This is a genomic window from Acinetobacter sp. V2 (assembly GCF_001188385.1).
GTDB classification, from domain to species: domain Bacteria; phylum Pseudomonadota; class Gammaproteobacteria; order Pseudomonadales; family Moraxellaceae; genus Acinetobacter; species Acinetobacter oleivorans.
In genome coordinates, this window is record NZ_JZFB01000001.1 from 715,383 (window position 1) to 721,660 (window position 6,278).

3 protein-coding genes and 1 pseudogene are annotated in these 6,278 nt (G+C 39.6%); all 4 read left to right on the top strand.

The window, feature by feature from the left end; translation table 11 throughout:
* Window positions 1-1,641, top strand: a pseudogene (locus UC75_RS19985) (TonB-dependent receptor); the annotation flags it as partial.
* A gap of 252 nt (window positions 1,642-1,893) precedes the next feature.
* On the top strand, window positions 1,894-4,224 hold the full coding sequence (locus UC75_RS03290; protein ID WP_049836669.1) for a TonB-dependent receptor: 2,331 nt from the start codon (window positions 1,894-1,896) through the stop codon (window positions 4,222-4,224).
* Between the two features lie 22 nt (window positions 4,225-4,246).
* Window positions 4,247-5,443: an LLM class flavin-dependent oxidoreductase gene (locus UC75_RS03295; protein WP_049836670.1), complete on the top strand. Its 1,197-nt coding sequence runs from the start codon at window positions 4,247-4,249 to the stop codon at window positions 5,441-5,443.
* A gap of 318 nt (window positions 5,444-5,761) precedes the next feature.
* On the top strand, window positions 5,762-6,278 hold a 517-nt coding region (locus UC75_RS19990), incomplete at its 3' end, for an ABC transporter permease (RefSeq protein WP_416202199.1).

Here is a 6,278-nt window from a genome sequence, read left to right on the forward strand (position 1 = left end):
AAGAACGATAAGAACCAATATGTTGCTGTTGGTGGAGTTCAGACCACACCGTTACCGAACTCAACTGCTGATCAAGCGGGAACTATTAAAGGTTGGGTCTATGATCCATCAATCCCTGGTAATGAATTGGTCAAGCTAGATGATAATGTTTCAGGACGTAGTGAAGATAAAAATAGTGCCAAGCGATTTAGCACTCAATTAAAAGTCATTAAAGATTTAAATGACCATTGGTCTATTGCAAACAGTACGCTCTATCAAAATAACAAAGATTTAGGCGACTCTGTTGGAAGCTTTTTTACAGATTTAGATCATGAGTTAATTGATAACCGACTAGAATTTTTAGGCGACTATGATTTTGAAATAGCTGGCGTAAAAATTAATAATAAAAGCAGTACAGGGGGAACATATCGTCATGAGAAGTTTACCTCTTTAGCTGCAAATAATAGTTTTAATATTAATCCTTATGATCTAACCAATGATCCATCTCAGAAGAACCCTGGTGATTTACTGGGGTTAATTAACAATAGCGGTTCAACAGGAGGTTGGATTGGACAAGCCGGAGTGCCTCAATATTCTCAATATTTTGGCTATTTAAATTTGCCGCGCATGTACCCAATTGGAAATGGTTTATATGCTGAAAAAGGTGGCTTTCCACCGAATGGAGGAGGCGCTGTCTATACGGGCTCTGGTTTCTGGGATACGTTGAGTGTGTTCACTCAACAAAACTTTACCTTTAACGATGTATTCGGTATTAATTTAGGCATTAATCATAGTTCTGTAAGAGCAAAACTTGAAAACCCACTTGTTTTAACCCCAACAGATGTCCGTTCATCTAGTGATAAATATAGTCTATTGAGCTATCAACTTAGTACGTTTATTAAGCCTACTGCGAAAAGCACACTTTATTTTACCTATGATAAAAGCACCGCATTAAATACAGGAGTATTTGGGCCTTTCTTGATTTGGGGTGCAGGAAATCAACTCAATCCTTTAGCTTTTGACAGTCAAAGTGAGCTAAAAGAAGTAGGATTTAAATATGAACCTATCACTGATCAATTATTTTTAACTCTGAGCGGATTCGAACAAAAACGAGATTTATCACCTGATACGAACGGTAATATGGCTCGCTTTGAAATAAAAGGTATTGAGTCATCATTAAGATGGCAACTTCAAAAAAATATAGCGATTGGAGGCAATTTCACTTATTTAGATGCTGAATACAGCTCTATTATACCTGCTGGTTTTTCACCATTTGGCTTTCATGCGGACAATGCTACGGTTTGGGGAGACAATAACGCTTTAAACCAACGTAAAGCTGGACGTTATGATGCAGCAGGAATTCCCAAATACTCTGCAAGTGCTTATGTAGATTACCAACATCAGTCTGGTTTTGGGGTCAACCTTTCAGGATGGTGGACAAGCTACTGGTACACAAACTTAAGTCAAACCGTGAAAGTACCGAATAACTATAATCTGGACTTAGGTCTTTATTATCGCCAGCCACAGTGGACGGTGGGCCTTAACATTCTTAACCTAACCAATGAACGAAATTTTGTGAATGGTCTGGCAGGGTCAAATAGCGAGTTTTTACAACCCATGCGTCCTCTGACTGTACAAGGCCAATTTAGTTATAAATTTTAAAACCAATCAATCATTTCCAAGAATCTTAAAAAGCCATACATCTGTATGGCTTTATTATTAATACGGGATATAAAACACGTTAAATCGTGAATGTTGAAATAACAACAATAATACCTTTCAGACTGTCTATCTAACAGCAGCATTGAATCATTTTTATTTTTAAATTTTTATTAAGCACTTGAAATTATTTAAATAAATTAAATGGCATAGAAGTTGCCAATATAAGAATAGATTTATTTAAATGGAGTCACCATGTTTAAGGTTACAAAAATTAGGCAGAGTATTTTAACTGCTATGTGGGGAGTAACGGCGAGTGTTTCGACATTAGCTTTAGCGAACGATGATGCTGATGCAATTCCTGCTGAGCAACAAGCTCAGGTGGTAAATGCTAAAGATGTAAAAAAATTAGGCGATGTCATCGTTACTGCACAATATCGTGCACAAAACATTCAAAAAGTTCCGACTGCAATTACAGCAGTTTCGGGCAAAGATTTGGCTGCGAAAGGCTCAACATTTATTGGCGATGTTTTAACTTATACGCCCAATGCAGCAGCTGAGAACCCAGATGGCGATAGCCGTCCACGTTGGTATATTCGTGGTTTAGGAACTGGCGATGTTGCAGCCTCTACAGTTTTCCCAGTCGGTATTTATGCAGATGGGGTTTATTTAAATGCGCCTGTTGCTGGTGCTGGAGATTTATTCGATTTAGAACGTATTGAAGTTCTACGTGGTCCGCAAGGCACGCTTTACGGTAAAAACACCACGGCTGGTGCGGTGAATTACATTTCACGAAAACCTGTTTTTTCATACAAACCGACCGGTTATGGAACAATAGGAATAGGCGACCATAATCTTCGTACTTTTGAAGGCGCCGTTAACGGGGCTATATCAGATAATGTTGCCGTACGAGGAGCATTCTATTCAGAAGACCGCGATGGCTATGCAAAAAACTTAGCCAATGGTGAGAACTACGGGGATGTAGATAAAAAATCATTCCGCTTCCAGATATTAGGAAAAATTAATGATGATTGGAATGCTTTAGTCAATCTACATAGTCAAACTTATAATGGTCTTGGCAATAATGGCTCTTTAAGTATTGGAAAATACTGGGGTATTTATGAAAGACCACAAGGCCGAGATACAAATTTAGATTTGCCTGAAAGTAATAAAATTCAACATGATGGCGCTTCACTCACCTTAACAGGAGATTTAGGCGGCGGTCATACTTTTACATCCATTACAGCATTTGATAAAACCACTCAAAAATCTATTTCTGATGGTGACTATACGCCTTACGATGTAGCAAGAAGTTATAGCGATAATGAATGGCGCCAATATAGCCAAGAGTTTCGTGTTTCTTCTGATGCTGAAAAAAGACTCAGTTGGATCGCAGGTTTCCACTTCTTTAATGAAGACTTAGACTCAACAGGTGTAAGTGCGCGAGTCAATAAAACATTACCGAATGGCGCTCCAGCACAAACGGCGGGCACTCCAGCTTTTAGAGATATTACCTACAATCAGACCACACAAAGTTTTGCCTTGTTTGGTAATAGTACCTATAAATTTACCGATAAATTTAAAGTGACAGGTGGTCTACGTTGGACAAGTGAAGAAAAAGACATTGATCTAGATCTTGTTCAAATTACCTCAGGCGATTACACCAAAGGCAGTTGGTGGCAAAAGGATGGGTATAGCAATGCGGTTTATAACCCAGCGCCGAATGCAAATGGTTCAACAAGTCGTAAAAAGAGATGGAATGAGCTGACCTACGATATTACGCCAGAATATGAAATCACTCCTGATATCAACACATACTTCCGTTTTGCTCGAGGTTTCCGTTCAGGCGGCTTTAACACCGGACTTTCAAGTAGCCTGACGCAACTTGCAGATGTTAACCCTGAATATTTAAATAGCTATGAGCTAGGTTTGAAGTCTAGCTTGTTACAAGGCAATTTAACCGCCAATGCCAATATTTTCTATTATGACTACAAAGATATTCAAACAAATTTATTGGTTGCGACAGAAGGACAAGGTGGAGGAGTAACCTCAGTTCTGGCAAATGGACCAAAGGCAGAAGTAAAAGGTGCCGAATTAGAACTAGATTATTTAGCTACCGATAACTTACGCCTACGTTTTGCAGGCGCTTATTTAGACAGTGAATACACCGACTTTGTTGATAAAAACCCAGTAACCAATGTCGTAAATGCTGACAATACAGGTAACAGCTTGGTTCGTTCTCCAAAGTACACCATCGGTTTAGGGGGTGAATATACCTTTAATCTTGATAGTGGAGCACGCGTTATTGTGGGCACAGATGCAAAATATCGTGACCGTGAATTTTTCCTAGTAAATCGTCAAGATTATTCTGTTGACCCAATCTTGAGTCAAAAAGGGTACACCTTATGGAACGCGAACGTTGGGTATATCAGCGCAAATAATAAATACCAAGTTAATGCTTACGTTAAAAACTTGCTAGACGAAGAATATCAAGTTCATGGGCGACCAAATGGTCCTGCTGGACAGTATGTCTTAACCTATGGAAACCCACGTCAAGTTGGTGTTTCTCTCACTGCAAAATTCTAAGCTTTGCTTTACGGAGAAAATAATGGGAATTGAATTTTTTACACGGTTACCGCTTCATGGCGAAACAGAATTTTTACCCGGTGATCCACGTAATCGCGGTGATTGGGCCAATATTGAAAATGTCGAAAATACCGGAGCGGTTTCGAACTATGAAGTCGGTGATGACTTTACCTATATTGATTACTTAAGTCAGGTAGCACGGGCAGCAGAAATTAATGGTTTTGCTGGTGCACTCATGGTAAACGCACCAACAGGTGAAGAGCCTTGGACAGTATGCTCATTGCTGGCCAGAGAAACCAAAAAACTTAACTTTGTGACTGCATTTCAGGCTTATCATTTTAGTCCATATAATGCAGTACAAACTGCGGCAACGTATCAGCGTGCAACGGGTAATCGACTGGTTTGGAATATTATTAATGGCGGCTCGGAAGTCATCCAACGTCAGGTAGGCGATGACTTACCTCACGATGAACGTTATGCACGTGCTACAGAATTTCTAGATGTTGTAAAAGGATATTGGAATAATCCTTCATTTCACTATAAAGGGAAGTACTATTCGGCAGAAGGCGGTGGTCTAAAATATCCACTGAATAAAGCAAGTCTTCCAATTATTTGCACAGCAGGTTCTTCGGAAGCTGCTCGTGAGTTTGGAGCAAAACATGCCGACTATTATTTAATGCGAGCTGAAAAACCAGAAGAAATTGCAGCATTGATTGCCGATGTACGTGCTCGTGCAAAAAAGTATGGTCGTGAAAATATAAAATTTGGTCTATCAATCGATACCATTGCTCGCCGTACTGAACAAGAAGCGTTGGCAGAGGCACAGCGCTTTCTCGATGAAGCTGCTGAAAAGCAACGTTTACACGCGGCGGCAGCCCATGCGGGTTTACGCTCAGCACGCGTATTAAGCTTCGAAAAAGAGTACGCCGAAAAAGAGGGCAGTAAAAATGTCAGTGACTTTTTTATCCATCCAAATGTTTGGTCTGGATTTGGATATATTGGTGTGCCACCCGGTGTTGCTTTGGTAGGGAGCTACCAACAGGTTATTGAACGTATTGAAGAATACAATAGCATTGGCATAGAGTTATTCTTTCTTGCAGGCTATCCACATCTTGAAGAGTCCTACCGTCTTGGTGAACACGTTCTTCCGCACTTTAAAAAGCAACGTGCTCGATTACAGCCTACAGTAGCTAGCCCAGAGTTTGATATTGCGCTTTAAAGTTTAAATGTTCTTTAAATAAGCCTGATTAGTAAGCTAGTTGGGCTTTTTTAATTTTTGTTCCTTTTATGCGTTTGATCTTTTATGAAAGGTCTATACAAGAATTCTTATCTTTATCTCTTATTTATAAATATAAATATTTTCTGATCTTTGTACCTGTGTAGACAGTTAAACAAAACATCTCTCTTTACACTCATCCAGAGCATAACACCAAAGATGATCACAACACGTCTCATATTAGATCTGCATGACACGGATAAATGATCATCAGGTATGGGTTTAGTTAAACATTCTGAGAAATCTATAACAGCAGAATGTATGGATATATATCGAGATATGAAAGAAATAATTTCGCAAAAAAATTCATCCGGCATTGTCTGGAAAAGTACCAAGAAACCATGGTTCATTTCTGTTGGGTATTTTAACTCGCTTGCGATCTATTGGATTGTACCTCTTTGTTTATTCTTACTGTGGTGGGTAGCGTCAAACGAGCAATGGATGCCTGCTCAAATTTTACCTACCCCAAAAGACACATGGCATTCTTTCGTTGAAATCGCATCTCAAGATCTATGGTCACAGCTTGCGATCAGTCTTGAGCGCTTTGGTCTTGGCCTATTATCAGGTGTGTTAGGCGGCGTATTTCTAGGTGTTTTACTTGGCTATAGCCGCATTGCGGAACAATACCTATCTGCAACGTTTTATGCGTTGGTCATTATCCCAACATTGGCTTGGTTGCCTTTGCTCATGATTTGGCTCGGCATCGAAAATAGTTTAAAAATCTTCATCATTTTTAAGGCCACGATGGTGCCGATTGCCTTACACACTCAGGCAGGGG